The sequence below is a fragment of the Zoogloea oryzae genome (assembly GCF_030161255.1).
GTDB lineage: Bacteria > Pseudomonadota > Gammaproteobacteria > Burkholderiales > Rhodocyclaceae > Zoogloea > Zoogloea oryzae.
On record NZ_BSPX01000328.1, the window covers coordinates 1 to 544 of the forward strand.

Genomic DNA, 544 nt, shown 5'->3' on the forward strand with positions numbered 1-544 from the left:
GATGCAAAAATGCATCTCCAAGCCAAAAATTGGCTAAATACTGTAAAACCAGGCAATCAATCAAGCATGCAGGACCGAGCTAATACTTTAAATATTCCTCCGGCGTCATCTTCATGACGACCTAAAATCTGAATATGTAGAGGTTGATGACCCTCTTGTGTTATGGAATGAATTAAAGAGTCGATTTGACCATACAAAAATGGTAATATTACCTAACGCACGCCACGAGTGGCTGAACTTGCGTTTTCAGGACTTTTCGTCAGTGGCGAGTTATAATTCCGCCCTCCACAAAATTGTATATCAGTTTGTGGAGAAAAAGTTACTGACGCTGATCTTTTGGAAAAGACTTTCCACTTTCCACGCCAGCAGTGTCTGCTTACAGCAGCAATATCGTGAGCGACATTTTGCGAAATACTCGCAATTGATATCATGTTTACTAGTCGCTGAGAAAAATAATGAATTACTAATGAAAAATCACGAGTCCCATCCTTCGGGGTCCACACCAGTGCCTGAGGCACATTCTACTAATTTTCAAGGTCGTAGA

At 41.0% G+C, this 544-nt stretch carries 1 protein-coding gene; it reads left to right on the forward strand.

Annotated elements, in window-relative coordinates; all coding sequences use genetic code 11:
* Positions 1–238: 238 nt before the first annotated feature.
* Positions 239–544, forward strand: a 306-nt coding sequence (locus QQK25_RS24275; RefSeq protein WP_284190130.1) for a hypothetical protein, incomplete at its 3' end; no start/stop codon positions are given.